Source organism: Bradyrhizobium sp. SZCCHNR1051, from assembly GCF_032489615.1.
Lineage (GTDB): Bacteria > Pseudomonadota > Alphaproteobacteria > Rhizobiales > Xanthobacteraceae > Bradyrhizobium.
Genome location: NZ_JAUEYJ010000004.1, coordinates 298,952 through 324,750 on the forward strand (window position 1 = coordinate 298,952; position 25,799 = coordinate 324,750).

General features: G+C 65.8%; 23 protein-coding genes. 9 read left to right on the forward strand and 14 right to left on the reverse strand.

Annotated features, from left to right (window positions below):
• Window positions 1-79 precede the first annotated feature (79 nt).
• Window positions 80-676: a hypothetical protein gene (locus QW868_RS06785; protein WP_316230182.1), complete on the forward strand. Its 597-nt coding sequence runs from the start codon at window positions 80-82 to the stop codon at window positions 674-676.
• A complete protein-coding gene (locus tag QW868_RS06790; RefSeq protein ID WP_316230183.1) occupies window positions 676-1,764 on the forward strand; it encodes an XRE family transcriptional regulator in 1,089 nt (362 codons plus the stop codon). The genes QW868_RS06785 and QW868_RS06790 overlap by 1 nt, the downstream gene beginning before the upstream one ends.
• Here QW868_RS06790 and QW868_RS06795 read toward each other — a convergent pair whose 3' ends face one another.
• Window positions 1,765-1,995, reverse strand: a complete 231-nt coding sequence (locus tag QW868_RS06795) for an RNA-binding protein (RefSeq protein ID WP_316230184.1) — start codon at window positions 1,993-1,995, stop codon at window positions 1,765-1,767. It abuts the gene before it with no gap.
• 259 nt (window positions 1,996-2,254) lie between these two features.
• Here QW868_RS06795 and QW868_RS06800 point away from each other — a divergent pair, with 259 nt between their 5' ends.
• A complete protein-coding gene (locus QW868_RS06800) occupies window positions 2,255-2,521 on the forward strand; it encodes a hypothetical protein (protein WP_316230185.1) in 267 nt (88 codons plus the stop codon).
• Between the two features lie 92 nt (window positions 2,522-2,613).
• Here QW868_RS06800 and QW868_RS06805 read toward each other — a convergent pair whose 3' ends face one another.
• Window positions 2,614-2,778 carry a Flp family type IVb pilin gene (locus tag QW868_RS06805; protein ID WP_315736801.1) on the reverse strand — a complete coding sequence of 55 codons (165 nt, stop codon included), beginning with the start codon at window positions 2,776-2,778 and terminating at the stop codon, window positions 2,614-2,616.
• 268 nt (window positions 2,779-3,046) lie between these two features.
• Here QW868_RS06805 and QW868_RS06810 point away from each other — a divergent pair, with 268 nt between their 5' ends.
• The 3 genes from QW868_RS06810 to QW868_RS06820 all read left to right on the forward strand — a co-directional run bounded on the left by QW868_RS06810 (window position 3,047) and on the right by QW868_RS06820 (window position 7,643).
• A complete protein-coding gene (locus tag QW868_RS06810; protein WP_316230186.1) occupies window positions 3,047-3,943 on the forward strand; it encodes a 50S ribosomal protein L11 methyltransferase in 897 nt (298 codons plus the stop codon).
• Between the two features lie 479 nt (window positions 3,944-4,422).
• Window positions 4,423-6,246 carry an aminopeptidase P family protein gene (locus tag QW868_RS06815; protein WP_316178599.1) on the forward strand — a complete coding sequence of 608 codons (1,824 nt, stop codon included), beginning with the start codon at window positions 4,423-4,425 and terminating at the stop codon, window positions 6,244-6,246.
• A 119-nt stretch (window positions 6,247-6,365) separates the two neighbouring features.
• Window positions 6,366-7,643: a multidrug effflux MFS transporter gene (locus tag QW868_RS06820; RefSeq protein WP_316230187.1), complete on the forward strand. Its 1,278-nt coding sequence runs from the start codon at window positions 6,366-6,368 to the stop codon at window positions 7,641-7,643.
• A gap of 192 nt (window positions 7,644-7,835) precedes the next feature.
• On the opposite strand, the gene ligA is transcribed toward QW868_RS06820, so the two are convergent.
• The 10 genes from ligA to murC form a co-directional block, all read right to left on the reverse strand.
• Window positions 7,836-9,983 (reverse strand): NAD-dependent DNA ligase LigA, encoded by a 2,148-nt coding sequence (gene ligA, locus QW868_RS06825; protein ID WP_315736794.1) that lies wholly within the window; start codon window positions 9,981-9,983, stop codon window positions 7,836-7,838.
• Between the two features lie 109 nt (window positions 9,984-10,092).
• Window positions 10,093-11,766, reverse strand: a complete 1,674-nt coding sequence (gene recN, locus QW868_RS06830; protein ID WP_316230188.1) for a DNA repair protein RecN — start codon at window positions 11,764-11,766, stop codon at window positions 10,093-10,095.
• A 125-nt stretch (window positions 11,767-11,891) separates the two neighbouring features.
• A complete protein-coding gene (locus tag QW868_RS06835) occupies window positions 11,892-12,782 on the reverse strand; it encodes an outer membrane protein assembly factor BamD (RefSeq protein WP_315755090.1) in 891 nt (296 codons plus the stop codon).
• Between the two features lie 401 nt (window positions 12,783-13,183).
• Window positions 13,184-14,143 carry a UDP-3-O-acyl-N-acetylglucosamine deacetylase gene (gene lpxC, locus QW868_RS06840; RefSeq protein ID WP_316227361.1) on the reverse strand — a complete coding sequence of 320 codons (960 nt, stop codon included), beginning with the start codon at window positions 14,141-14,143 and terminating at the stop codon, window positions 13,184-13,186.
• Window positions 14,144-14,488: 345 nt separating this feature from the next.
• Entirely contained in the window at window positions 14,489-16,327 is a 1,839-nt protein-coding gene (gene ftsZ, locus QW868_RS06845) for a cell division protein FtsZ (RefSeq protein WP_316230189.1), read from the reverse strand.
• A 90-nt stretch (window positions 16,328-16,417) separates the two neighbouring features.
• Window positions 16,418-17,737 (reverse strand): cell division protein FtsA, encoded by a 1,320-nt coding sequence (gene ftsA / locus QW868_RS06850; protein ID WP_315736788.1) that lies wholly within the window; start codon window positions 17,735-17,737, stop codon window positions 16,418-16,420.
• Entirely contained in the window at window positions 17,734-18,789 is a 1,056-nt protein-coding gene (locus tag QW868_RS06855) for a cell division protein FtsQ/DivIB (RefSeq protein WP_315771403.1), read from the reverse strand. The genes ftsA and QW868_RS06855 overlap by 4 nt, the downstream gene beginning before the upstream one ends.
• Window positions 18,790-19,062: 273 nt before the next feature.
• Complete coding sequence (locus tag QW868_RS06860) at window positions 19,063-20,064, reverse strand: D-alanine--D-alanine ligase (protein ID WP_316230190.1); 1,002 nt, start codon at window positions 20,062-20,064, stop codon at window positions 19,063-19,065.
• A gap of 70 nt (window positions 20,065-20,134) precedes the next feature.
• A complete protein-coding gene (gene murB, locus QW868_RS06865) occupies window positions 20,135-21,058 on the reverse strand; it encodes a UDP-N-acetylmuramate dehydrogenase (RefSeq protein WP_316230191.1) in 924 nt (307 codons plus the stop codon).
• A 204-nt stretch (window positions 21,059-21,262) separates the two neighbouring features.
• Window positions 21,263-22,666, reverse strand: coding sequence for a UDP-N-acetylmuramate--L-alanine ligase (gene murC, locus QW868_RS06870; RefSeq protein WP_316230192.1), 1,404 nt, complete (start codon window positions 22,664-22,666; stop codon window positions 21,263-21,265).
• Window positions 22,667-22,733: 67 nt separating this feature from the next.
• Here murC and QW868_RS06875 point away from each other — a divergent pair, with 67 nt between their 5' ends.
• Together QW868_RS06875 and QW868_RS06880 are read left to right on the forward strand one after the other, a co-directional pair.
• Entirely contained in the window at window positions 22,734-22,967 is a 234-nt protein-coding gene (locus tag QW868_RS06875; protein ID WP_316230193.1) for a hypothetical protein, read from the forward strand.
• 58 nt (window positions 22,968-23,025) lie between these two features.
• Window positions 23,026-23,763 (forward strand): carbonic anhydrase, encoded by a 738-nt coding sequence (locus QW868_RS06880; RefSeq protein WP_316230194.1) that lies wholly within the window; start codon window positions 23,026-23,028, stop codon window positions 23,761-23,763.
• A gap of 4 nt (window positions 23,764-23,767) precedes the next feature.
• Here the strand turns inward: QW868_RS06880 and QW868_RS06885 are convergent, their stop codons facing one another.
• Entirely contained in the window at window positions 23,768-24,427 is a 660-nt protein-coding gene (locus tag QW868_RS06885; RefSeq protein ID WP_316230195.1) for a helix-turn-helix domain-containing protein, read from the reverse strand.
• Window positions 24,428-24,442: 15 nt separating this feature from the next.
• On the opposite strand from QW868_RS06885, the gene QW868_RS06890 reads away from it, so the two are divergent.
• The gene (locus QW868_RS06890; protein WP_315771391.1) at window positions 24,443-24,655 is read left to right on the forward strand and encodes a hypothetical protein; all 213 of its coding nucleotides are present in this window, start codon (window positions 24,443-24,445) and stop codon (window positions 24,653-24,655) included.
• On the opposite strand, the gene murG is transcribed toward QW868_RS06890, so the two are convergent.
• Window positions 24,652-25,755, reverse strand: coding sequence for an undecaprenyldiphospho-muramoylpentapeptide beta-N-acetylglucosaminyltransferase (gene murG / locus QW868_RS06895; protein WP_316230196.1), 1,104 nt, complete (start codon window positions 25,753-25,755; stop codon window positions 24,652-24,654). The genes QW868_RS06890 and murG overlap by 4 nt on opposite strands.
• Window positions 25,756-25,799 lie beyond the last annotated feature (44 nt).

The window sequence follows — 25,799 nt, forward strand, 5'->3', positions numbered from 1 at the left end:
TGGATAAGATCATGAAAAAAATACGTAGACAATGTCGTCTCAGTTCCCTATACGATGGGTGCGCTGAGAAAGGTGTCTTATGACGACAGAAGACGACGCCAGGAAAGTGCTTACGGCGGAGCGCGCCGCCAGGGTCTACCGGGCCGTCCGGCAGGCGTGGGATGACGTGCAGCAAGACATCGCTCGTTATCCGCATTGGCCTCGAACCCGGGCTGGAATGGTCTTCGAGCGCCTCAAGATCAGGCTGCAGGAGCAGTTCGCCACAGATACCGGCGTCCACTTCACATTTGCGGATGAGACCATGAAGATGGTCTTCGACGGCAAGTTGGTGGCGCGGTGTAAGAAGGCTGACAGTCGGGGACTTGGCCACAACGTTCCCACCGGCGCGAACGATCTGTTCCTCGATCAGCAGACGTCGCTTTTCGACCCTCAGGACAAAATTGAGATCGTCTACGTCCTGAACTTGTATGCCACCGACATCAAGCAGATCTTGGTCCAAGCTCGCGATGGCGACGTTCGCCTGTGGGCTTACGAGATCGACGACGCGGCACTCGGCACGTCGGCGCCGGTTACACCGCTGCCCACGCCGCCCGCGCCGCCGTCAACGTCGGCTGACGATCTTGTGCAGCCGCGCGTTAAACCGATCGTTAAAGACGAATCAGATAAGAACCAGTAATGGCCGAATATGTGAACAGCGGGCTGCTGCGCGTCGCGCGGCAGCGATTGGGATTCTCGCAAGGAGAAGCCGCAGACCGGCTGGCCGTGCCGCAGGTTACGCTGTCGCGTTATGAAAATGCCGTGGCGTCTCCGCCCGATGAATTCATCGCCCGGGCGGCATCGATTTACGGAATGCCAATCGAATTCTTCCGCCAACCCGACGCGGTCTTCGGACCGCCCGTCAGCGTGCATCCGATGTGGCGGAAAAAGGCCGACGTCACGGTGCGCGACATCGACAAGATCATCGCAGAGATCAATATTCGAGCACTTCAGATCCGGCGCCTTTTGAGTGCGGTCGAGTACACTCCGCAATCGGATATCCCCCGTCTCGATCTTGATGATTACGACGGAGATATCGAACGGATTGCCGGATTGGTGCGCGCTCACTGGCTCTTGCCGAATGGCCCAATTGAGAATCTGACCGCCGCTGTGGAGCGCGCTGGCGCCGTCGTCATATATTCCTCCATGGGTGGATCGTCCGTCAGTGGCGTCACGGTGTCCGTGCCGGGCCTCCTGCCGGTGATTGTGCTCAACCGAGATCAGACAGGCGACCGCCAGCGCTTTACGTTGGCCCATGAACTTGGGCATCTCGTCATGCACAAGTTTCCCAGCCCGGACATGGAGACGGAGGCCAACAACTTCGCCAGCGCGCTTTTGATGCCGAAAAATGAGATCACGCTGGCTTTTCGCAGCCGAAAGATTGATATGGCCAGACTCGCGGCGCTCAAGCCAGAATGGCGCGTATCAATGCAGGCGCTGCTGTACCGCGCTCAGTCACTTGGTCTGATTGAAAAGCCTGCCGCCGGTTGGCTTTGGCGAAAATTCGCTATGGACCGGACAAAAACACGCGAACCATCTCACCTGGATTTTCCGCCCGAGCAGCCCGGTGTAATAAATCGAATGATCCGGCTGCACCTCGACAATTTTGGGTATTCAACTGGCGAATTGGCCAAGATCATTCACGCGAACGACAATATGCTGAACGAGTATTATGACCTGACGGCCGGATCGCCAGTGCAGGGGATGAAGCTTCGCGTCGTTCGGTGATTACTTCTTCCAGCGCTTGGCAGCGGCCTTCTTGGCGATCTCGGAGCGTTTCTCAGCCGACATACCCTCAGCGCGCTTCCTGCCGCCGATGCGCCCCAGCGCCACAGCGGCGGCATTCTTGCCGTCCTCCGTGGTGATGTCATCAATCTCGCCGGTGGCGATCTTGGCGATCATGATGGCGTTGCCGATGGCGTCGGCGGGACGCTTCTCGCCCTTAGGGCCTCGTGGCATTCGGCATCTGCTTTCGAATATACGCGTTAGCCCATAGCAGGCTTGAATTGGCTCGTTCCCACATTCCGATGGTGCTGCCGGTCGCATTCGTACCGCCGTTCATAATGGCGTCACTTCAGCACAGCAATTGACCGTCGATTCAACAACAGCCTGCGTTGATTGGCCTTCAGAATAGATTTTGCCAAAGACATGGGAACTTCGTCGATAGCGCCCCTTAAATATGATAATGCTTAGCGGTAAGCTTCGCAAGGGAGGGGGCATGCGTTTCAATTACGAACTAGCAGCGAATATCACGGACTTGATTGTATTCACGATGCAGTTTGTATCAGCCGTTATGGCTAGCAGAGCTGCGATTACATGGTATCACGCCTCCATAGTCGAATTGCCCGTCAAGCAAGCGGAATGGAACGCTAAAGCTGCCAAAGCAGCCGCTACCTCCGCATCGTTACAGGGGACCGCGCTACTACTGAGCGTTCTTCAGCGAATGTTTCAATATGGCGCGCTCCGCCACGCGATTTCAAACTGAGACACTTCCGGACCCGGCGTTCGATACGCCCTCTCAAAGCAGAAAAACCGGGCGCTGAGGCCCGGTTCTTCGAGAACGCCGTGTCAGGCGGATTACTTCAGCGACGTGTTGATCGACTCGAACTTGCTGCTGAGCGAGCTGCCCAGGCCGTTGACTGCGGCAATGATGGCCAGCGAGATGCCGGCTGCGATCAGGCCGTATTCGATGGCGGTGGCGCCAGATTCATCACGCAAGAACTTCAGCAGAGTGGTCTTCATCTGAACCTCGTTTCCCAACCCAGGAACCGAGGATCATCCGGTTCCCATGACGAGAAAATTAGGCGGCCAGAACCTAAAGTTGAGATAAGGCGCTCTGTTCAAGTTGCAGAGATTCTTTGCGGGAATTGAATCACAACTTTTACGCCGCCCCGCCAGCGGCAAGATACAACCGTTGAATGTTCCAACCTGGCAGATTTCCGGTCCTATCGCTTGCGTTGGCAGACAAATCCCTTAACCACGCCGTCAAATCTCGCCAGGATCCACCTTGATGACCTCAACGACCACGCCCGCCACCCACAAGGCCAGCTTCACCGTTGCCGATGAAGCGACCGCGCGCCCGGCCGTCGACGTCCTGACCGAGGTGTTCTTCGAAGGTGATGCCGCGGTCGCGGCCTTCGAGCGGCCGGACGGCCGCTGGGACGTGACGGTTCATTTCGCCGATCCGCCGGATCAGGCGCTGGTGCGGGAGCTCGTCGGCGGGGCGGCGGGCCCCAACGTAGCCCAGACCCTGGCATTCGAAGTCGTCGAGGCCAAGGACTGGGTCAAGGCCAGCCTGGACGACCTCGTCCCGGTGCCGGCCGGCCGCTTCATGGTCCATGGCAGCCATGACCGGCAGCGGGTGCCCGGCAACAAGCTCGGGATCGAGATCGAGGCGGCGCTCGCCTTCGGCACCGGTCACCACGGCACCACGCGCGGCTGCCTGCTGCTGCTCGATCACGTGCTCAAGACCCGCGCGCCGCGACGGGTGCTCGACCTCGGCACCGGCACCGGCGTGCTCGCGATTGCCGCCGCCAAGGCAACGCACCGGTCCGTGCTGGCGAGCGACATCGATGCGCCCTCGGTCATGGTGGCGCGGCAGAACGCCCGGCTCAACGGCGCAGGCCCCCTGGTCCGGGTCATCCGAGCTACCGGCTTCGCCGCCGCGGACTTTGCCCGGTGCGGCCCGTTCGATTTGGTGCTGGCGAATATCCTGGCCAACCCGCTGCGCCAGCTGACCGCGCCGATGCAGCGCCACCTCGCGCCCGGGGCCTTCGTGATCCTGTCGGGCCTGTTGACCCCGCAGGCACGCGCCGTCTGCGCCGCCTATCGTGCCCGCGGCCTGGTTCCGGTCCGGCATTTGAGAATCGAGGGGTGGAGCAGCCTGTTGCTGCAAAAGCAGCAGTGAGGCGGATCAGCTCATGGCATGGATCGAACCTGCACGCTGGGTGCGGCAAGCTCGCGATTACGTCTTCGGCTGGCTCTGCTGGGAGGTGGAGTCGGACTGACTACGAGAGGCACGTCGAACGCGCGGCGCGACGAGACGATTGACGAGGTCCGCCAGCGCGCTGCGCGGCTTCTCGGCCGGTGCGGGCGCCGGTCCACTTGGCGCGGGCGCCGATAGTTTTTCGAAGGTAAAAGCAGGCATCGTGCATCCCCTCGCCGTTGAGTTGAGGCACTCCCCGGATCATGCGACCGTGGATGATCTTTACGATCGTGGTCGTCACGTCCATACGTTTCCTCGCCGCATCTCTTTCGGATGACCGGCATGCGACAGCAAATCTTTTTGCACAGGCGAATGCAAGGAGATTCTTCGTGCACTGCACTGTCTGCTGGAGGAGTATTCGTCGCCGACGCGGCAAGATCCACTTCTAAAGTATGAGACCGATGTTCGAAGCTCTGTTCCAGACGTTCGAAGAACCCGAAACCGGCGTGGCGCTGACCGCGCGGCTGGCTGCTCTCCGCGAGGAGCTGGCACGGCGCAAGCTGACCGGCTTCATCGTGCCGCGGGCCGACCAGCAGCAGAACGAGTATGTGCCACCGTCGGAGGAAAGGCTGGCGTGGCTCACCGGCTTCACCGGATCGGCCGGCCTTGCGATCGTGCTGCCGCAGGCCGCCGCGATCTTCGTCGACGGCCGCTATACGCTGCAGGCCGGCAAGCAGGTCGACGGCAAGGCCTGGACCGTGGAATCGCTGATCGAGCCGCCGCCCGAGAGTTGGTTGACGCGACACCTGCAGAGCGGTGACCGCGTCGGCTTCGATCCGTGGCTGCATACGACGGCCGCGGCCGAACGACTGGCCGCCGCCTGTGCCAAGGCCGGCGCGGAGCTGGTGCCGGTCGAGAGCAACCCGGTCGACAGCATCTGGACCGAACGCCCGCTGCCGCCGCTCGGCGCCGTATCCATCCACGGCGCCGAATTATCCGGCGAGAGCGAGGCGGACAAGCTCGGCCGGATCCGCCAGGAGATCGAGCGGCTCGGCGTCGAGGCGCTGGTGCTGTCCGATTCCCACAACGTCGCCTGGACCTTCAACATCCGCGGCGCCGACGTCTCGCACACGCCGCTGCCGCTGTCCTATGCGCTGGTGCCGAAGACCGGACGTCCGACCATCTTCATCGATTCCCGCAAGCTCTCGAACCTGACACGCGATCATCTCGAGCAGAGCGCCGAGGTGGCGGAGCCGGACGTGCTGACACCGCGCCTGACCGAGCTCGCGCAATCCGGCGCAGCCATCGCGCTCGACAGCGCCACGGCAGCCGATGCCCTGACGCGCCTGATCCAGGGCGCCGGCGGCAAGGCGGTGCGCGGCGCCGATCCGGTCAGCCTGCTCAAGGCCGCCAAGAACGCGGTGGAGATCGACGGCACGCGGCGCGCCCATCAGCGCGATGCGGTCGCGCTGGCGCGCTTTCTGGCCTTCATCGATCGCGAGGCGCCGAAGGGCACGTTGACGGAGATCGATGCGGTCGAGGCGCTGGAGAGCTTTCGCCGCGACACCGGCGCGCTCAAGGACGTGTCGTTCCCGACCATCTCGGGTACCGGTCCCAACGGCGCGATCGTGCATTATCGCGTCACCCGCAAGAGCAACCGCCGCATCATGCCGGGCGATCTGCTGCTGATCGATTCCGGCGCGCAATATCAGGACGGCACCACCGACGTCACCCGCACGATCGCCGTGGGCGCGCCGACTGAGGAGATGCGCGACCGCTTCACCCGCGTGCTGCGCGGCCACCTCGCAATCGCACGTGCGATCTTCCCCGACGGCGCTACCGGCGCCCAGCTCGACACCCTGGCGCGGCAGTTCCTGTGGCAGGCGGGCATCGATTTCGAGCACGGCACCGGTCACGGCGTCGGCAGTTATCTGTCGGTGCACGAGGGACCCGCGCGCATCTCGAAGCTCGGCACGACGCCGCTGAAGCGCGGCATGATCCTGTCCAACGAGCCCGGCTACTACAAGACCGACGCGTTCGGCATCCGCATCGAGAACCTCGAGCTCGTGGTGGCGAAGGACGTCGCGGGCGCGGAGAAGCCGATGAACGGCTTCGAGGCGCTGACCCTGGCGCCGATCGACCGCCGCCTGATCGACTTCGCCATGCTGACCGCCGAGGAACGGGCATGGCTCGACGCCTATCATGCCCGGGTCAGGGAAACCGTCCGTGCAGCGCTCGACGAGAACGACCAGCGCTGGCTCGATCAGGCGACTGCGCCACTGTAGCGATCCGCGCGCCCTGCTACCAACTGTCCCGCTGCCCGCATGGGCGCATGCCGAAACAGGCATTTCCGCGAAGCGGAAGGCCGCTACAGTCAGGGCGTTCACCTGATTTGAGCGGCACCATGCATGGAATGATCAGCAGACCGCCCGGGGCGGCGCCACCGCGCGCCGTCCCCTCGCGCACCGTGCTGGTCCTCCTGGTCGTCATGACCGGGCTGGCGCCGATCTCGCTTTACCTGCTGGTGCCGGCCCTGCCGCTGCTCGCGACCACGTTCGGGCGCGACGCCTCCGTCGTGCAGATGACGGTGTCGTTCTACATGGCCGGCATCGCGATCTCGCAGCTGCTGCTCGGGCCGCTCTCCGACCGCTTCGGCCGCCGCCCCGTGATGCTTGCAGGGCTCGCGCTGTCGATCGTCGCAAGCGTCAGTTGCATCTTCGCCGACACCCTGCCCCAGCTGATCGCGGCGCGCTTCTTCCAGGCGCTCGGCGGCGCCAGCGGCATGGTGATCAGCCGCGCCATCATCCGCGATCTCTATCCGCGCGAGCGCATCGGCGCGATGATCAGCCTCGTCGTCGCGGTCATGATGATCGCGCAGATGCTGTCGCCGCTGACCGGCGGCCTGATCGAGATCGCGTTCGGCTGGCACGCCATCTTCTACGTCGTCGCCGCGCTGTCGATCGTGACCGCGATCGCCGTGACCTTGACCCTGCCGGAAACGCGCCCTGCCCGCATCGAAGGCGCGAGCTTCCGCCACGACGTCGCCATGCTCGTCAGGAGCCGCGCCTTCCTCGGCTACATGCTCTGCCAGGTGCTGGCGTCGCAGATCATCTTCGCCTTCGCCGGCGGCGGGCCGTACATCGTCGAGGTGCAGATGGGCCGCTCATCGGCGGAGTATGGCGCGTGGTTTGCGACCACGGGCTTCGCCTATTTCGTCGGCAACCTGTTCTGCGTGCGCTACGCGCCGCGCCATTCGCTCGATCGGCTGATCTGGTTCGGATTGGGACTGCAGCTCACCAGTGCCGCGCTGAACTTCACGTGGAGCCTGTTCGGTTTCAACCAGGTGCCATCAGTGCTGTTCGGCACGCAGATGCTGCTGATGTTCGCCAATGCCGCCGTGATGGCGAATTCCGCAGCCGGTGCCATCAGCGTCCGGCCGGGCGCAGCCGGCACCGCTTCCGGCGCGATGGGATTCCTGCAAATGGGCGTGGGCGCGCTGACGTCGCAGCTCGGCGCCTGGCTCGGCGGCCATTTCAGCAGCACGCTGCCGCTGACATCGGCGATGCTCGCCCTGTCCCTCGCCTGCGCCTGCAGCATGATCTTCCTGGTCCCGCGCACGCAGATGAAGGTGACGAAGGAGCTGATCGAGACGGCGGAAGAGGACGAAGCCGGGGTAATGTGAGGGAGGTGCGAGAGCGACTGCACGACCGCGCGTCACTTTCGGCGTCATACCCGCGCAGGCGGGTATCCAGTAGGCCAAGGCGTCTCGGCCCTATGACAAATGCCTCTGGAATACTGGATCATCCGCTTTCGCGGATGATGACAACTGTTGGTGTCGCATCCAGCGTCTGTCGCAACCAACACTGCGGAGCAGCTACTCCCCGATCAGCTGCAGCCACTCGTCCTCGGTGAGCACCTGCACGCCGTGCTTTTGCGCGTCCTTCAGCTTTGAGCCTGCCCCCGGACCGGCGACGACGTAGTCCGTCTTCTTCGACACCGATCCCGACACTTTCGCACCGAGCCGCTCGGCAGTCGCCTTGGCCTCATCGCGCGTCATCTTTTCCAGCGTGCCTGTGAACACGACAGTCTTGGCGGCGATCGGCGAATTGCGCTTCGGCCTCTCCGCGTCGAGGATCTTGACCTCTTTCGTCAGCCGCTCGACGATGCCGCGGTTGTGGTCCTCGCCGAAATAGGCGGCGACGCTCTTGATCACGGTGTCGCCGATCTGGTCGAGCGCATCCATCTCCGCGATCGCCTCCTCGTCGCCATTGGCGACCTTGAGACAGGCCTCATGGAACGCCTCCCATGAGCCATAGCCCCGCGCCAGCGCCAGCGCCGTGGTCTCGCCGACATGGCGCATGCCGAGCGCAAAGATGAAGCGCTCCAGCGCGATCTCGCGCCGCGCGTCGATGGCATTGAAGAGATTGCGCACCGAGGTCTCGCCATAGCCCTCGATCTCCTCGAGCTTCAGCTTGCTGTTGCGTGCGGCCAGCGTGAAGATGTCGGCGGGCTCCTTGACCCAGCCCTGGTCGAAGAAGAATTGGATCTGCTTCTCGCCGAGACCATCGATGTCGAAAGCGCGGCGCGAGGCGAACAGCTTGAGGTGCTCGATCTTCTGGAATGGACAGGCGAACTCGCCGGTGCAGCGGGCGCGCGAGCCCTCCTCGCCGGTCGCAATCTCCTCACGCACGACGTCGGTATGCAGCGGACAAGGGCACGTCTTCGGGAAGTGGAATTCCTTGGCGTGCTCCGGCCGTTTGTCGATGAGGACGTCGACCACTTGGGGGATGACGTCGCCGGCGCGCTGGATCACGACGGTGTCGCCGATCCGGATGTCACGGCCCTCGCGCAGCACCTCGCCCTTGTTGCCGATCCCCTTGATGTAGTCCTCATTGTGCAGCGTTACGTTCTGCACGATGACGCCTCCGACACCGACCGGCTCAAGCTTGCCGACCGGCGTGAACGAGCCGGTGCGGCCGACCTGGATCTCGATGTCCTTGAGCACGGTCATGGCGCGCTCCGCCGGGAACTTGTGCGCGATGCCCCAGCGCGGCGTGCGCGACACGAATCCGAGCCGCTCCTGCCAGTCGATGCGGTCGACCTTGTAGACGACGCCGTCGATATCGTAGTCGAGCTCGGCGCGCTGCTCCTCGATGTGATGATGGAACGCGATCAGCTCCTCCACCGAGTGGCAGAGCCTCGTGAGCGGATTGGTGGTGAAGCCGCAGCGCTCGAACCATTTGATCATGCCGCTCTGCGTCTCCGCCGGCATCGCGCTCATTTCGCCCCAGGCATAGGCGAAGAAGCCGAGGGGACGCGAGGCGGTGATGGCCGGATCCTTCTGCCGCAGCGAACCTGCGGCGGAGTTGCGCGGGTTGGCGAAGATGGTGTCGCCCGCTTCCTTCTGGCGCTCGTTGAGCGCGAGGAAGGCCTGCTTGGTCATGTAGACCTCGCCGCGCACTTCGCAGATGTCGGGCAGGTTGCGGCCGTGCAGCTTGTGCGGCACGTCCTTCAGGGTGCGGATGTTGGCGGTGACATCCTCGCCCTCGGCGCCGTCACCGCGGGTCGCGGCGGTGACCAGCTCGCCGCCTTCATAGCGTAGCGACATCGACAGCCCGTCGATCTTCGGCTCGGCCGAGAAATCGATGCGATCGTCGGCAAGCTTGAGGAAGCGCGCGATGCGGCCGACGAAGTCGCGCACGTCCTCCTCGGCGAAGGCGTTGTCGAGCGACAGCATCGGCACCGCGTGCCGCACTTTCTTGAACCGGCCGGAGGGAGCCGCGCCGACCTTCTGTGACGGAGACTCGCTGCTGACGAGCTCAGGGAAACGCTTCTCGATCGCATTGAAACGGCGACGCAGCTCGTCATAGGCGGCGTCCGAGATCTTCGGCGCGTCATCCTGATAATAGAGCCTGTCGTGGGTCTCGAGCTCCAGCGCCAGCCGCTTCCATTCCACCTTGGCCTGGGCCTTGGTGAGATCGGCAACGTCGACGGGCTGCTTCGGTTTTGCTGTCTTGGGCATGCTGCGTACTGTCTGCTCGTCATGGCGGGACGGCCCGAAGGCCGCCCCGAAACGACGGTTTACACAATGCGCACGCCGGAGCCAAAAGCGTTCGGCCCGATCCCTCGGCTTACGCCGCCGCAGCCTCCAGCAGCCGGTCGGCGGCGGCACGGGCTTCGGCGGTGACCTCGGCGCCGGCCAGCATGCGGGCGATCTCCTCGCGGCGGTGCAGGGTGGCGAGCGTGTTGACCCGGGTGACGACACGCCTGCCGCGATCCAGCGCATCCTTGGAAATCAGGAGGTGCTGGTCCGCCCTGGCCGCGACCTGGGGCGCATGGGTCACGGCCATCACCTGAACCCCGTGCGCGAGCCGCGCCAGCCGGGCGCCGATGGCATCGGCGACCGCGCCGCCAACGCCGGTATCGATCTCGTCGAACACCAAGGTCGGCGCCGAGCCGCGGTCGGACAGCACGACCTTGAGCGCCAGCAGGAACCGCGACAGCTCGCCGCCCGAGGCGACCTTCATCATCGGGCCCGGCCGCGTGCCCGGGTTGGTCTGGACCCAGAACTCGACCCGGTCGATACCTTCCGGCCCCGGCGCTTCGGCGTCGCTGTCGACCTGGGTCATGAACTTGGCGCGTTCGAGCTTGAGCGGAGCGAGCTCGGCATGGACGGCCCGGTTCAGCTTCTCCGCCGACTTGGTCCGCGCCGCCGACAGCTTGGCCGCCGCCGCGGCATAGCGCGCATCGGCCGCCGCCGCCGCCGCTTCCAGCTTCTTCAACTGCTCGGCGCCGGCATCGATCAGGATCACATCGGCGGCATATTTGGCAGCCAAAGCAGCCAGACCGTCCACCGGCGTCGAATATTTGCGCGCGGCCGCGCGCAGCGCGAACAGCCGCTCCTCGATGCGCTCCAGCTCCAGCGGATCGAAATCGGTGGCCGCGAGCGCCACCGTCAGATGCTGATCGGCCTCCTCCAGGGCGTTGATCGCCGAATCGATCGCCTTCACCGCTGGATCGACCAGCGCGGGCGAGCTGACCGCGCGTCGCTCCAGCCGGCGGACCGCCGCAGCCAGCGCGGCAATCGGCGACTGGTTGCCGCTGACGGCATCCTGCGCGTCACGCAGATCGCCTGCGATCTTCTCGCCCTGCATCATGGCGGTGCGGCGGGCGGCGAGCTGCGTCTCCTCGCCCTCCTTTGGCGCCAGCTTCTTCAGCTCGTCCGAGGCATGCCGCAGATAATCGGCCTCGCGGGCCGCGCGCTCCATGCTCGCACGATGCTCATCGAGCGCCGTGACCGCGGTCCGGCGGGCCGCCCAGAGCGCCTCGACCGCGGCGACATCCTTCTCCAGGCCCGCAAAGGCATCCAGCAGCCGGCGGTGGGTGGCGGCATCGACCAGCGCACGTTCGTCATGCTGGCCGTGGATCTCGACCAGGGTGGCGCCGATCGCTTTCAGCGTCTGCACGCTGACCGACTGGTCGTTGATGAAGGCGCGGGTGCGGCCGTCGCCGTATTGAACGCGGCGCAGGATCATCTCGCCATCGGCATCCAGGCCGTTGGCGGCGAGGATCCTGGCGGCGGGATGATCCTTGCCAATCTCGAACACGGCCGTGACCTGCCCCTGGTCGGCGCCGTGGCGCACCAGGCTGGCGTCGCCGCGGCCGCCGAGAGCGAGAGCAAAGGCGTCGAGCAGGATCGACTTGCCGGCACCGGTCTCGCCGGTCAGCACCGCAAGTCCATGGGAAAATTCGAGATCGAGTCGTTCGATCAGGACGATGTCACGGATCGACAGTCGCGCCAGCATGGAACCGAAGTCCTTCGTAACGGGGCGGAACGCCCCTGAGCGAACGACTCGATGCTAGCAGCAAATAGAGAACAAAACAAGAATACAGAACAAAGCCAGACCGACGAGCCGATCTGGCCGACCGCTCAGCCCAGGCCCAGCTTCTTGAAGGCCCGGGAGATGTAGGAGCCCTTGTTCTCCTCGGGCTCGACGCCGCCCGACTTCACGAGATTGTAGGCGTCCTTATACCACTTGCTGTCGGGGAAATTGTGCCCGAGCACAGCCGCCGCGGTCTGGGCCTCGCCGACGATGCCGATCGTCATGTAGGCCTCGGTCAGGCGATACAGTGCTTCCTCGACGTGCCGCGTGGTCTGATACTGCGTCACCACCGCCTTGAAGCGGTTGATGGCGGCCGTGTAGTCGCGCTTCTGCATGTAATAGCGGCCGACATCCATCTCCTTGCCGGCGAGCTGGTCGCGGGCGCCCTCCATCTTGGCCTTCGCATTGGTGGCGTATTCGGAGGTCGGATATTTGCGTACCACCTCTTCGAGTGAGGCAATGGCCTTCTCGGTGCGGCCCTGATCGCGGCTGATGTCCGGGATCTGGTCGTAATGCGACGCGGCGATCAGGTATTGCGCATAGGCCGCGTCCGGGCTGCCCGGATGCAACGTCACGTAACGGGTGGCAGCGCCGATGCAGCCGTCGTAGTCGCCGGCCTGATAGGACGCGTAGGCCGACATCAGCAGCGACTTGCGGGCCCAGTCGGAATAAGGATGCTGGCGATCGACCTCCTCGAACTTCTTGGTCGCGCCTTTGACGTCCTTCTTCTCGTTCATCAGGAACAAGCCCTCATTGTAGAGCTTGTCCGCGGGCTCATCGACGAAGGTGTCGTCCTTGGCCAGGAATTTGTCCCAGAGTCCGCCGGTGCCGCAGCCGCTCAACGGCAGCGCCAGCAGGATCAGCGACGCGGCGAGGCGGAGCCGGCCGATGCTTGCTGCGGGATGACGGAGGTCGCGCGTGAGACGCTGTATCGACATGCTTCTTTGGAACCCGATGCCTGTGATCTGATCTACGCCGCGCACCATGAAGGTCGCTTCATGACCGCGAAGGAAGAGCCCCGCCAGTGGCACGCATCACGCGGCCCCGGCCTCTCTAGCCGAAAACACTTCATCAACCAACCGCATAGGAAGCCAATCCGCCCGGATTAAGGCAAGATCGAGGCTGCCGCCGTGCATCATGGTTATCGCTGAAGAAGCCGCGGGAAAACATCGAAATGCCGACAGCCCGTCCATGAGGAAGGATGCGGTCGGCAACAATCAATGACAAAAAATTCAGCGTACGAGATCTGCAGCCGAGCAAATACCGACAGCAGAATCGTGTTGCCCCATTGCGCCCCACGAGGGACGCTATCCGTTCGCTCGAGCCTCGCAGCAGGCGCTCAGGACACGTCCGGACCGTAGGCCGGGGCGACCATGCCACCGACCATGCCACCGACGGCGTCCGCGGCCACGCGGGGACGCCGCACGGTCTCGCCTTCGACGATCCGCCAGGCGGTGCGATCGGCCATCAGAGCGGTCAAGACCGCGTGGTTGAGCTTGTGACCGCCACGGACCGAACGATAGGTTCCGAGCATCGGCAGGCCGGCCAGCGCCAGATCACCGATCGCGTCCAGCACCTTGTGGCGGACGCATTCGTCCGCGTAGCGCAGACCTTCGGGATTGAGCAGACGGTCCTCGTCGAACACCAGCGTGTTATCGAAGGAGGAGCCGAGCGCGAAACCGGCGCTCCACAGCCGCGACACGTCGCTCATGCAGCCGAAGGTACGGGCGCGGGCGATCTCGCGGCGGAAGCGCTCGGGATTGAGTTCGAAATGATAGGCTTGGCGGCCGATCACGGGATTGGTGAAATCGATCTCGGCTTCGACCCGGAAGCCGGAGTTGTTGGGACGCAGCTCGCCCGTCGAGGCACCCATGGTCACCTGGACCGGCTTGAGCACCTGAATGTAACGCCGTGGAGCCGACTGATTGACGATCCCCGCCTGGTCGATGGCAGCGACGAACGGCGCAGCGCTACCGTCCATGATCGGTACCTCGGGGCCGTCGACCTCGATCAGGGCGTTGTCGACACCCATGCCGCGCAGCGCGGCGAGAACATGCTCGGCGGTCGAGACCAGCGGGCCGGTGCGGTCACCGAGCACCGTCGCGAGCTCGGTCGCGATCACTGAACCGAAGGAGGCCTGGACCTCGCGGTCGGCCCCATCGAGGCCGGTGCGGAGAAACACGATCCCTGCATCGATCGGCGCCGGGCCAATCGTCAGGCTGACAGGCGCACCAGAGTGGACGCCTACACCGGTGACGGTGGCTTGCGAACGAAGCGTTGTTTGCCGGCTGAATTTCATCGACGATCGCCCAAGACCCCGCCTGACCCTTCATCGGTCGCCCCTCGCGAACCGACTCACTTTCAGGCATCCCCAAGTCACGGCAGAACTTAACGAGAGCCCCAAAGAGCGCCAACTCACGCTTCTTTACGGATTGTTACCCCATCTCTGCCGTATTCGCGCCAACCCTTAACCAAACTGGAACGTGGCCTTAACCCTCCTGGTTCCCGATCTAAACACCGAAAGAATAATTAATCATTTAAAATCAGTTAGTTGAATGGCGATCGGCGCGCACCGGGAGGCCAAGGAAAAGGCCCGGCTCTCGCGAGCCGGGCCTGTTCAGCACCGTCAGGGCTGTAACAATTCTCAGGTTGCCTGCCGGCGGAGGAAGGCTGGGATATCCAAATGGTCGTCTCCCTGTGGCGCCGGGGACACAGGCGCGGGACGGCCATGGACATCCAGCCCCTGCGGCGCGGGACGGCGGGCATACTCCGAGACGGGCGATTCGTGGCTCGCAACCTGCTGAGCAACGTTCCGCTGCGGCTTCCGTTCCGGCAGGGGCGGCATCTGCGGCATGGCAGGACCCGCGGTCCGCACCGGCAGCAGAGGTTCGGCGTCCTCCTCCCGGCGGCCGAGACCGACATTTGCGAGACGCTGCAGCAGCGACATCCGGGTCTTCTGCGGATGCTCGTCGCCCTCGTCGCCCCTCGCCTGACGAATCTCGGCCTGGGCCGGCATCGGCAGGTCCTCGAACTTCGGCATGCGCGGCGCGCGAACCGGAACCCGCTCGGCGGCCTGCGGAATGAAGGTCTCGGGCAAGGCCGCCGGCTCGATCGGAGCCGCGCGCTGCGCCTCGGGCTCCGGGAACAGCGACGGCTTCTGTGCAATCGGGCGCACCGTCACATCGCCATAGGACGCTGCCTGCGCCGGGGCGGCCGACGGACCGGGCTCGCTTGCCATCGCGGCCGCGACGGCGGCCAGCGTATCGCGCTCGAGATTCGGCGCCGGACGCGGCGCAGGCGCCATCGGCGCGGGTGCCGGAGCGGCGACGGCCGGAGCCTGCGACGCCTGCTGCTCGAGCTTGGCGGCGCGTTCGGCCAGGCGCTGATTGTCGGCGCGCAGCCGTGCGGTCAGATCGGCGAGGCGGCTTTCAGGAAGACCCGCAACAGCGGTCGGGGCGGCGGCAATCGGAGCGACAGCCGCCGCCGGCTGTGAGGTCGTAACGTTCCGGTTGAACTGCGCCTGCTCGATGCCGGTGGCAACCACCGACACCCGGATCAGGCCGTCCAGCGATTCGTCGAAGGTGGCGCCGACGATGATGTTGGCGTCCTGGTCGACCTCCTCGCGGATGCGGGTCGCAGCTTCGTCGACCTCGAACAGCGTGAGGTCCTTGCCGCCGGTGATCGAGATCAGGAGACCACGCGCGCCCTTCATCGAGGAATCGTCGATCAGCGGGTTGGCGATCGCGGCTTCGGCCGCGGTCAGCGCGCGCTTGTCGCCGGAAGCCTCGCCGGTGCCCATCATCGCCTTGCCCATCTCACGCATGACGGCGCGGACGTCGGCGAAGTCGAGGTTGATCAGGCCTTCCTTGACCATCAGGTCGGTAATGCAGGCGACGCCGGAATAGAGCACTTGGTCGGCCATCGCGAAGGCGTCCGCGAAGGTGGTCTTCTCGTTGGCGACCCGGAACAGGTTCTGGTTCGGGATGATCAGCAGCGTGTCGACGACCTTGTGCAGCTCCGAGATGCCCGATTCTGCGGTGCGCATGCGGCGCGCGCCTTCGAAGTGGAACGGCTTGGTGACGACGCCCACGGTGAGGATGTTCATCTCGCGCGCGGTCTTGGCGATGACCGGAGCTGCACCGGTGCCGGTTCCGCCGCCCATGCCGGCGGTCACGAACACCATGTTGGCGCCCGAGAGGTGATCGCGGATCTCGTCGATCACCTCCTGTGCGGCGGCGGCGCCGACATCCGGCTGCGAGCCGGCGCCGAGGCCCTGGGTCACCTGCGTGCCCATCTGGATGATGCGCTGCGCCTTGGACATGGTCAGCGCCTGCGCGTCAGTATTGGCGACGACGAAGTCGACGCCCTGAAGGCCGGCCGTGATCATGTTGTTGACGGCGTTGCCGCCCGCGCCGCCGACCCCGAACACGGTGATCCGGGGCTTCAGCTCGTGGATATCAGGAGGGGTAATAGTGAGTGCCATGATTGCCTCTCGATCACGCGCGGGTGGGTTCGCCCCGGCCGCCGGCCGCGGTTGGTGTTGTTGGAAATCGCATGGGATGGGAACCGGTCATCAGAAGCCCTCGCGTAGCCATCGTCCGACCTTTCCGAAGTAGCCGTCGGTTCCTGTCCCGACCTGCCGCGTATGCCGCGGTTCGACATGTTCGAGGTGCGCGTATTGCGGATAGACCAGCAGCCCCGTCGGCACCGCGAAGGCGGCGTTCTTGGCCTCGTTGGGAAGACGGCCGAAGCCAAGCGGGCGGCCGACACGCACCGGGCGGTCGAGGATCCGGGTCGCAAGCTCGACCAGCCCCGTCAGCTGGGAGGCGCCTCCGCTGAGGACGACGCGCGCCTTGGGTTCTGCCGCAAAGGGCGAATCCTTCAGCCGGTCGCGGACCATTTCAAAAATCTCCTCTGCGCGGTGCCTGACGATGTTCGCGATGGTGGCGCGGGACACGATCTGCGGAACATCCCGCTCGTTGTCACCGGCCGTCGGAACAGACATCAACTCACGCGCGTCGGACCCGCCAGTCAGCACCGTGCCATATAACGTCTTGATTCGCTCGGCATCTGCAATGCACGCTGATAGTCCGCGCGCAAGATCCATGGTCACGTGGTGCCCGCCGAGCGCAAAACCGGAGGCATGGACGAAGCGGCCGCCGGAATAGATCGCGATCGTCGTGGTGCCCGCCCCCATCTCGACCACGGCAGCGCCGAGATCGGCCTCGTCGTCGGTCAGCACCGACAACCCGGCAACATACGGGCTTGCCGCCATGGCCTCGACGTTGAGATGGCAACGCTCCACCACGAGCATCAGGTTCTTGGCCACGGTGGCGTCGGTCGTGACCACGTTCATGTCGACGCCGAACTGCCGCGCCAGCATGCCGCGGGGGTCGCGGATGCCCTTCACGCCATCGAGCGTGTAGCCGACGGGCAAGGCATGCAGCACCGCGCGCCCGTCGCCGGTGGCGTGATGCATGCCGGTTGAGGTCACGCGGCTGACATCGGCCTGGGTCACGGCGCCGCCGCGAATGTCCGAGGTGGCCTCGATCAGATGGCCCATGACGCGGCCGCCGGCGACCGGCAGCAGCACGGACTCGACCCGCACCCTGGCCATGCGCTCGGCCAGCGCGACCGCCTGCCGCACGGCCTGCTCGCATTCGACGGGATCGACGACGGCGCCGGCCTTGACGCCGCGCGACTGGATCTGGCTGTAGCCGATCAGCTCGACCGTGTGGGTGCGGCCGCGCAGCGCGTCGCTCGGCGGCGCCGGCTTCAGCCGCGCGATCATGCAGGCGATCTTGCTGGTGCCGACATCGAGAGAGGCCACAAGCGCGGTGCGCTTCTGGCCCATCGGGCGCGTCTTCGGAGTCTGGCGATCGAAGCCGGTCATGCGTCACCGGCCTTCTTCTTGGACTTCTTGTCCTTGAACAGCTCGTCGTGCGCCTTCGCTGCGTCCTCGGACAGTTGCACCGTCAGGCGGTCCGGCAGCCGCAAGTCGATGGCGACGATGTCGCGTGAGAACAGCCGATCGTCCTGATCGAGCTGGGTCAGGGTGGCGAGCGCGTTGCCGACATCGTGCTCGGGCAGGCGAATGTCGAGGCCGTCCTTGGTACGCAGGTTCCAGCGCCGCTCGCCGACGAACACGGCGGCCTTGGTGACGGCGCGCACCTGCGGGTAACGGGCGAGCAGCGCCAGGAAATCGCGCGCGCGGCTCTCGGCCCCCTTGCCGACCACCAACGGCAGCGTCAGGAAACGGCGCGAGACGTATTGCTCGAGCACGGCGCCGTCATCGGCGATGACCGAGAGGCGGCCCTCCTGCTGCCAGAGCGCGAACGCCTTGCGCTCGACGACGTCGATCTGCAGCTGGTTCGGAAAGAACTTCTGCACCGTGGCGTCGGCGATCCAGGGGTTGGCCTTGAGCCTGTCGCGCACGGCGGCGGCATCGAGGAACAGCAGCGAGGAGCGGCCGGTGACGCCGCCGACGGCGAGGATCTCGTCCTGGGTGAGCTGCCTGCGGCCATTGATCGCCACGGCCGTGATGCGGAAGCCGGCCGCATTGGCCAGCGCATTGCGGGTGTCGGACAGGGCCGCGCTGACGTCCTGGGCGTGGCCGCCCTTGACGATGCCGAGCCAGACGCTGCCGAACAAGAGCACCACGGTCGCCACGGTGCCGAGCCGGCGCGGCAGATAGCGCTCGACGAGCTCGACCACGCGCGGCGGCGCCTCACGCTCGACCATCGGCGCGAGCGCGGCCTGCATCGGCGCAAGATCTCTTCGGGTCGACCGCCGGCCCAGAGGTTGCTTCGTGTATCCCCGCGCGAAGCGGACACGCGGAAGGCGGGCCGAGACATACTCGCGCAGCAGGATTGCCGCGCCAAGGGCAGCGGCTTTCAGGTTCGCTTGAGGCCTCTGCGATCGAGCGAGGCGTCCTGCACCATCCATTGCACGAGCTCATCAAACTGTTGCGCCCGCAGATACTCGCGGACCCGCGCCTGCGCTCCCGGCCGGCCGGACACTGGTGACGTCACGACCCGGCAGCCGAGCACCACTGAGGCGCCAGCGTTAACCTTCGGACGTCCTGGTAAACAAAAAGTAAAATCGGTCCGGGGAGACGATTTTTTTCTCCGATTTATGAGGACCTTGCCTGGAATTCTTAAGCATTTTACGGGTTACAGGAACCACCGGGGGACGCCGGGCCGGGTTCCTGCGGGGCGACTACCGAACGCCGAATCGACGGCTGCGCCCCTCCGCCAAGGCGATCTGCTGATTGAGGAAATCGACAAAAGCGATCCCGTGCGCCGCGAGCGCCTTGGGGTACAGCGAGGCCGCGGTCAGCCCGGGCAGCGTATTGGTCTCCAGATAAACGGGACCATTGGACGAGACGATGAAGTCGGTGCGCGAATAGCCACCGCAGGACAGCGCGCGATGCGCCTTGATCGCCTCCGTCTGCAGCGCGGCCGTCACCTCCGGACTGAAGCGGCCGGGACAGATCTCCTTCGTCGCCGCGGCGAGGTACTTCGCGAAATAGTCGAAGGCGCCGTCTGCGGGGAGGATCTCGATCGGCGGCAGCGCGATCAGCGCGCCATCGGATTGTTCGAGCACGCCGCAGGTCGCCTCCGTCCCGGTGACGAAGGGCTCGATCAGATACTCCTCGGTCGCGGCTGCCGCTTTGACGGCAACGAGGTCCTGGCTGGCGTTGACGAAGATCAGCCCGAAGCTCGATCCATCCTTCACCGGCTTGGCGATCAGCCTGCCGTAGCGCGCCAGCGCCGCTTCGGCGTCATCGAGCGCGACGCCCTCGGCCGCCGTCACCCCGCCGAGCACGGCGAAGCGCTTCGCCGCGACCTTGTCGAAGGCGAGGTGCGAGGCGGCCGAGCTCGAGCCGGTGAACGGCACGCCGCGAAGCTCGCACATCAGTTGAAGCTCGCCATTCTCCGCCCGGCCACCGTGGAGACCGAGCACCAGAACCCGATCCTCGGCCCTGGCGCGATCGAGAGCCTCGGCGAGCGTCCCGATCCGGGGGCCATCGGCGGTGAACGGCTCCTCGAACGGCTTCGCATGCGCCACCAGCGCCGTGCCGCTCGCCTGATGCACCGTGTCGTCGGCCTCCCAGAACCAGAGGTCAGCCTCGGGCAGCGCGGCGTGCAGGGCCTTCGCGCTGGCCACCGAGACCAGTCGCTCCTTGTTGGAGCCGCCGAACAAAATCGTGGTGCGCATCAATGTCTTCTCGGTTGATCTCACAACCGCAGTCGCGATTGCGCTGACGTCACTTGAGCAGGCGGGGCGATCAGCTCGCCTTGACTCCGATCCGCTTGATCTCCCACTGCAGCTCGATGCCCGAACTCGCCTTGACCCGCGCACGCACGGTCTCGCCGAGCGTCTCGATGTCCTCGGCCGTGGCATCGCCGGTGTTGATCAGGAAGTTGCAGTGCATTTCAGAAACCAGGGCGCCGCCGACCTTGAGGCCGCGGCAGCCCGCGGAATCGACCAGCTTCCAGGCAGAATGTCCGGGCGGATTCTTGAAGGTCGAGCCGCCGGTCTTCTCGCGGATCGGCTGCGCCGTCTCACGATGCGCCTGCACCTCGGCCATGCGCGCCCGGATCGCCTCCGGCGCCGACGGCGTGCCGCGGAAGCGCGCTGCCGTGAAGATCAGCGACGGATCGACGCCGCTCGCGCGATAGGTGAACTTCATCTCAGCATTGTTGAAGAGACGGGTCTCCCCGCTGCGGTCGATCGCAATCGCCTCGACCAGGATGTCCTTGGTCTCGCCGCCATTGGCGCCGGCATTCATCCGCAACGCGCCGCCGATCGTGCCGGGGATGCCGAACAGGAATTCGAGGCCGGCGAGATTGGCGGAGGCTGCGACCTCGGCCACGCGCTTGTCGAGCGCAGCCGTCCCGGCCGTGACGATGTCGCCTTCCGCCTTGACCTCACCGAACGCGCGCGGCGCCAAGCGGATGACGATGCCGGGCACCCCGCCGTCGCGCACGATGAGGTTGGAACCGACGCCGATGACGGTGACCGGCAGATCGGCTGGAAGCCGCCTCAGGAAATAAGCGAGGTCGTTGGCATCGGCCGGCGTGAACAACACCTGCGCCGGACCGCCGACGCGAAACCATGTGAGCGGCGCCAGGCTCTCATTGGCCAGCAGCCGCCCGCGCAGCTCCGGCATGGCCGCTTTGAGCTCGGGCGTGATGTCGGGGAAGGTCAAGGCGCGTCTCTCAGTTGCTGCCCGGCTTGGTCAGGGTCGACGCGGCCTCTCTGTTCCCTCCCCCCTTGTGGGGGAGGGTCAGGGAGAGGGGCGAGCCACAAGCGCCGGCGCGCGTGGTCCCCCCCCTCTCCACCTCTCCCCCACAAGGGGAGAGAGAGCAGAGCGTGCCGTGTGGCAGGGACCCGCTTCGTCAAGCTCACCTGGTCACCCCAGCGCCTTGAGCTCGTTGGGAAGCGCGTAGGCCCATTGCGTGATGTTGCCGGCGCCGAGGCAGACGACGAGATCGCCCGGCTTGGCGAGGCCCTTGACGATGCCGGCGAGGTCCGCGGCCTTCGGCAGCGGCACCACGTCGCGATGGCCGTGGGCGCGCAGGCCGAGCACGAAATGGTCGCGATCGACGCCCTCGATCGGCACCTCACCAGCCGGATAGACATCAGCGACGACGACGGCGTCGGCGTCGTTGAAGCAGGTGCAGAACTCCTCGAACAGCGACTGCAGCCTTGTGTAGCGATGCGGCTGCACCACGGCGACGATCTTGCCGTTGGTGGATTCGCGCGCCGCCTTCAGCACGGCCGCGATCTCGACCGGGTGATGGCCGTAATCGTCGATCACGGTCACGCCATTCCATTCGCCGGTGCGGGTGAAGCGGCGCTTGACGCCGCCGAAGCCGGCAATCGCCTTGCGGATGGCCTCGTCGGACAGGCCGAGCTCCCGCGCGACCGCGATGGCCGCCGTTGCATTCGAGGCGTTGTGCCGGCCGGGCATCGGCAGCGCGATGTCGGCAATCTCGTGCGTCGCGCCGCTCTTGCGATTGCGGAACACCACCTTGAAGCGGGAGCCGCCGCCCATCGGCGTGAGATCGACGAGGCGCACATCGGCCTGCGGGTTGACGCCGTAGGTGATGATCCGGCGGTCCTCGATCTTGCCGACCAGCGTTTGCACCACCGGGTGATCGATGCACATCACGGCAAAGCCGTAGAACGGCACGTTCTCGACGAAGGTGCGGAACGCCTCCTGCACGGCGTCGAAGGTCTTGAAGTGATCGAGATGCTCGGGATCGACATTGGTGACGATGGCGACATCCGCCGGCAGCTTCAGGAAGGTGCCGTCGCTCTCGTCCGCCTCGACCACCATCCACTCGCCGCCGCCGAGCCGCGCATTGGTGCCGTAGGCATTGATGATGCCGCCATTGATGACGGTCGGGTCGAGCCCGCCGGCATCGAGCAGCGCCGCGACCATCGAGGTGGTCGTGGTCTTGCCGTGGGTGCCGGCGATCGCGACGCAGCTCTTCAGCCGCATCAACTCGGCCAGCATCTCGGCGCGGCGGACGACGGGGATGCGCTGGGCGCGCGCCGCCATCAGCTCCGGATTGTCGCGCTTGATCGCAGTGGAGACGACGACCACATCCGCGCCGGCGACGTTCTCGGCCTTGTGCCCGACGCTGACGGTGATGCCCTTCTCGCGCAGGCGTGCGACGTTCGCATTATCCGAGGCGTCCGAACCCTGCACCGTATAGCCGAGATTGCACAGCACCTCGGCGATGCCGCTCATGCCGATGCCGCCGATCCCGACGAAGTGGATGGGTCCGATCTCGCGCGGCAGTCTCATGGGGCGTCTCGTCTCAAGGGTTCCGGGCGCCCGGCGGAGGGGCGCGACCGCGAATCATCAGCCCTTCTTGCAAGACATGACCGGCCTGGACAAGTCCGCCCGGGCCGTAAACATCGCCAAATTCGCAGGCGCCCGCCCGATTTTGGCCGATTTTGGCAGCCCCGCCGCCGCGATGGGCGAGCAGTTCCCGCCGGGGATGACCCCTTCACAAATTGTTAAGCGCGATCCCACGCAAACCCGTCCCAACGGGATACCTGCAATTTTTGCGCGTTCACCGCGTCAGTTCGCGTGGCATGGGTAGTGCCGCGGCCGGCGTGCCGGGCGCGCATCTTTCAACTCTTGATGGAGACACCCCGCCGATGTGCTCGCTGTGTGAACCGCAATCCCCCGTGTTGTCCCGTCGCCGGCTGCTCGGCGGCGGCGCAGTGCTGGCCGCCGCGGCGGTCGGCGCGCTTCCGGCCTTTGCGAAGGAAGCCAAGCAGACGAGCGACATCGCGACAGCCCCCAACGCGATCTCGCCGGACGACGCGATGAAGCGCATCGTCGATGGCAACGCGCGCTACGTCGCCGGCAATCTCGACAACAAGGATTTCTCGGCCGGCCGCGCGGCCCGCGCCGCGGCACAGTACCCGATCGCCGCGATCGTGAGCTGCGCCGATGCACGGGTCGCGCCGGAGCTGGTGTTCGATCAGGGGCCTGGTGAGCTGTTCGTGGTCCGGGTCGCCGGCAATTTCGTCAACGACGACGGTCTCGCCAGCCTCGAATATGGCGTCAAGTTCCTCGGCACGCCTCTCGTGCTGGTGCTTGGTCACAGCGGCTGCGGCGCCATCGATGCCACGATCAAGGTGCTCAAGGACGGCACCAAGCTGCCTGGCCACCTGCCCGCCCTGATCAATGCGCTCAAACCCGGCGTCGAGGCCGCGATCGCGAAGAAGCCGCAGGACCTGCTGGCCGAGGCCACCGCGGAGAACGTGCGCAACAATGTCCGGCGCCTGTCGACCGCCAAGCCGATCGTCGGCCGCATGGTCGCCGAGGGCAAGGTGAAGATCGTCGGCGGCATCTATGACATCGGCTCCGGCCGGGTCACGATGATCTGACGCGTCAAGCTGGCCGCAGCGCGCGATCCGCACGCGCGGCTGCGGCCGCGAGCCAGCACACCTGGTGGCAGAACCAGGCCTCCACGGAAGCCACGAAATCCGGCATCAGCGTCAGATGCCGGCGCCCGTCGCCAAAGCGCAGCAGACCGCGCTCCTCCATTGTCGCCAGCAGATTGCGGATATGGGAGCTCGAGACGCCCAGCGAGGTCGCAAGCTCCGCCGTCGAAATCTCGACGGCCTCGCGCCCAGCGGCGGAACGGGCGACGAGTGTCAGCGCCAGATGGATGCCGGTGTCGTGCTCGTCGGTCCAGGCGAGATCGGGAAATCCCGTCAGGGGCCGGTTGTCGCGGCAGAGCCAGCTCGCACATTGCCGGATCGTCTCCGCGTAGAACGCGGCGTCGTCCTGCAGACGAAGGCTCAGTCCGTCGGCATGCGTCAACCGCGCGTGGCAATCCAGATGCATGGCAAGCCAGCCTCGCAGACCCTCGAGGATGACGGCGCCTGGCACCAGATAGCGGATGCGGGCGTCCCCGGGATCGCGCTCGACGGTCACCAGCGACAGACCGCGCAACAGCGCGACGAACGCCGCCGTCTGCCGCGGTCCCGGCAGCCGCATCTGCAGGCGCGTCAGGGTCGGCCGCTCGGCCGGTTTGCGCGCCGACATGTGCATCATCACGATGTGCGCAGCAATTTCCGTCGGGGCGCGCTGACCGAACAGCTTGATCATCAGGCGCTGACCGCGCAGGGGCGCAATCAGCTGATCGCAAAATCCGACGAACACGGACACGAAGGACGGATGGCGTCGCAAACGCATCGGATGATCATCCGCCGCGATGGCGCCCTGGTCAGCGCTCCGGTTCGTCATCGCATCACCGCGCACTCGATCAACTAGAGCGCCGCCGTCCTGATCACGAGGTCGGCCAGCCGCTCGGCGGCATCGAGCCGCCCGGCCGCGCGCGCAGCTTGGGCCATCGCTGCGAGACGCGTGGGCTCGGCGGCGAGCGCCGAGATCTCGGAGGCCAGCCGGTCGGAGGTGAATTCGCTCTGCACGATCCGGATCGCGGCGTTCGCATCCGACAGCACGCCGGCATTGGCAAACTGGTCCTGGTCGATGGCGCCCGGCAGCGGCACCAGGATCGAAGGGCGGCCGATCGCGGCGAGCTCGGCGACGGTACCGGCGCCGGACCGCGAAATCACGAGGTGATTGGCAGCAAGCCGTGCCGGCAGATCGGTGAAGAAGGATTGCAGGTCGGCATTGATCTTGAGCCGGTCATAGACCGTGCGCACCCGCGCCATGTCTTCCGGCCGCACCTGCTGGGACAGCACCAGCCGTCCCCATAGCGCCGGCTCCAGCCGCTCGATCGCGCCGGGCACGATGTCGCTCATCACGCGCGCGCCCTGGCTGCCGCCGACCACGAGCAGCCGAAGCGGCCCGGCGGTCTCCGGCGCGACATAGGGCACGCTCGCGGCTTCGAGGATTGCAGGTCGCATCGGGGTGCCGACCGTGGTCGTCTTGCCGGCAAGCGCGGGATCGCGGTCGAGCACGCCCGGCAACGAGGTCGCGATCGCCTTCACATGCGCGGACAGGAAACGGTTGGCGCGGCCGAGCACGGCGTTGGCGTCGTGGATCAGGCTGGGCACGCCGGCGAGCCGCGCCGCCAGCAGCGGCGGCACGGTCGGATAGCCGCCGAAGCCGATCACGGCCGCGGGCTTGAGCCGCCGCATCAGGTTGAAGGCCGCGATGGTGCCGCTGCCGAGCAGCAGCGCGGTGCGCGCCAGCGCCAACGGCGAACGGCTGCGCACGGTCTCGCTCGGCACCACGTCGATCATGTCCGGGGTGAACAGGCCGCTGTATCGCAGCGCGCGCTCATCGGTGACGAGACGGACGCGATAGCCGCGCCTGATCAGCTCGACACCGAGCGCTTCAGCAGGAAACAGATGGCCGCCGGTGCCGCCGGCCGCGAGCAGAATGAGAGGCGCGGTTGAGGTCATGCGCTTGTTTACAGGCAATGTGCGGTCATTGCGAGCCAGGCGGC

What these genes read in the sequence shown, in the direction of transcription:
- QW868_RS06785 (WP_316230182.1), top strand. Translation starts at nt 80, where the DNA reads ATGACGACAGAAGACGACGCCAGGAAAGTGCTTACGGCGGAGCGCGCC.
- QW868_RS06790 (WP_316230183.1), top strand. Translation starts at nt 676, where the DNA reads ATGGCCGAATATGTGAACAGCGGGCTGCTGCGCGTCGCGCGGCAGCGA.
- QW868_RS06795 (WP_316230184.1), bottom strand. Translation starts at nt 1,995, where the DNA reads ATGCCACGAGGCCCTAAGGGCGAGAAGCGTCCCGCCGACGCCATCGGC.
- QW868_RS06800 (WP_316230185.1), top strand. Translation starts at nt 2,255, where the DNA reads ATGCGTTTCAATTACGAACTAGCAGCGAATATCACGGACTTGATTGTA.
- QW868_RS06805 (WP_315736801.1), bottom strand. Translation starts at nt 2,778, where the DNA reads ATGAAGACCACTCTGCTGAAGTTCTTGCGTGATGAATCTGGCGCCACC.
- QW868_RS06810 (WP_316230186.1), top strand. Translation starts at nt 3,047, where the DNA reads ATGACCTCAACGACCACGCCCGCCACCCACAAGGCCAGCTTCACCGTT.
- QW868_RS06815 (WP_316178599.1), top strand. Translation starts at nt 4,423, where the DNA reads ATGTTCGAAGCTCTGTTCCAGACGTTCGAAGAACCCGAAACCGGCGTG.
- QW868_RS06820 (WP_316230187.1), top strand. Translation starts at nt 6,366, where the DNA reads ATGCATGGAATGATCAGCAGACCGCCCGGGGCGGCGCCACCGCGCGCC.
- ligA (WP_315736794.1), bottom strand. Translation starts at nt 9,983, where the DNA reads ATGCCCAAGACAGCAAAACCGAAGCAGCCCGTCGACGTTGCCGATCTC.
- recN (WP_316230188.1), bottom strand. Translation starts at nt 11,766, where the DNA reads ATGCTGGCGCGACTGTCGATCCGTGACATCGTCCTGATCGAACGACTC.
- QW868_RS06835 (WP_315755090.1), bottom strand. Translation starts at nt 12,782, where the DNA reads ATGTCGATACAGCGTCTCACGCGCGACCTCCGTCATCCCGCAGCAAGC.
- lpxC (WP_316227361.1), bottom strand. Translation starts at nt 14,143, where the DNA reads ATGAAATTCAGCCGGCAAACAACGCTTCGTTCGCAAGCCACCGTCACC.
- ftsZ (WP_316230189.1), bottom strand. Translation starts at nt 16,327, where the DNA reads ATGGCACTCACTATTACCCCTCCTGATATCCACGAGCTGAAGCCCCGG.
- ftsA (WP_315736788.1), bottom strand. Translation starts at nt 17,737, where the DNA reads ATGACCGGCTTCGATCGCCAGACTCCGAAGACGCGCCCGATGGGCCAG.
- QW868_RS06855 (WP_315771403.1), bottom strand. Translation starts at nt 18,789, where the DNA reads ATGGATGGTGCAGGACGCCTCGCTCGATCGCAGAGGCCTCAAGCGAAC.
- QW868_RS06860 (WP_316230190.1), bottom strand. Translation starts at nt 20,064, where the DNA reads ATGCGCACCACGATTTTGTTCGGCGGCTCCAACAAGGAGCGACTGGTC.
- murC (WP_316230192.1), bottom strand. Translation starts at nt 22,666, where the DNA reads ATGAGACTGCCGCGCGAGATCGGACCCATCCACTTCGTCGGGATCGGC.
- QW868_RS06880 (WP_316230194.1), top strand. Translation starts at nt 23,026, where the DNA reads ATGTGCTCGCTGTGTGAACCGCAATCCCCCGTGTTGTCCCGTCGCCGG.
- QW868_RS06885 (WP_316230195.1), bottom strand. Translation starts at nt 24,427, where the DNA reads ATGTCGGCGCGCAAACCGGCCGAGCGGCCGACCCTGACGCGCCTGCAG.
- murG (WP_316230196.1), bottom strand. Translation starts at nt 25,755, where the DNA reads ATGACCTCAACCGCGCCTCTCATTCTGCTCGCGGCCGGCGGCACCGGC.